Below are 382 nucleotides of genomic sequence, written 5' to 3' on the forward strand. Positions count from 1 at the left end.
ATCACTGATAATGATGGCGGCGCGCGAGATGCGATTAATATAGAGCCGGGTAGCGTCACTGTCACTTATTATCCAAATGGTGATGACACTACAACACCATCTGTAACAGCAGCGCCTATTACAGCTGTCGGTGGTGTCTATGATATATACAGCGCATTACCTAACGGCATAGCACCTACTGGTACCGTTACGATTAACTATAAAGTGTCATCGACCAATGCACCATTCTTCACACCAATAAATTCTACTACTCCTACAGTAGAAAATACACTAGTTACCTTAAAGCCGGCTAATGAAGGCGCCCCTGCATCAGCTACAGTAACAGACTCTACGACTGTCCGCGGCTTACTTTTAGTCAAAAAACAAGCGATAGATGCTGATT

The 382-nt window shown here is 44.2% G+C and carries 1 pseudogene; it reads left to right on the top strand.

The features are described 5' to 3' along the window. Positions 1 to 382 (top strand): annotated as a pseudogene (locus AAEY83_RS13130) (hypothetical protein); the annotation flags it as partial.

The sequence above is a fragment of the Psychrobacter sp. TB20-MNA-CIBAN-0197 genome (genome assembly GCF_040309765.1).
Classification (GTDB): domain Bacteria; phylum Pseudomonadota; class Gammaproteobacteria; order Pseudomonadales; family Moraxellaceae; genus Psychrobacter; species Psychrobacter submarinus.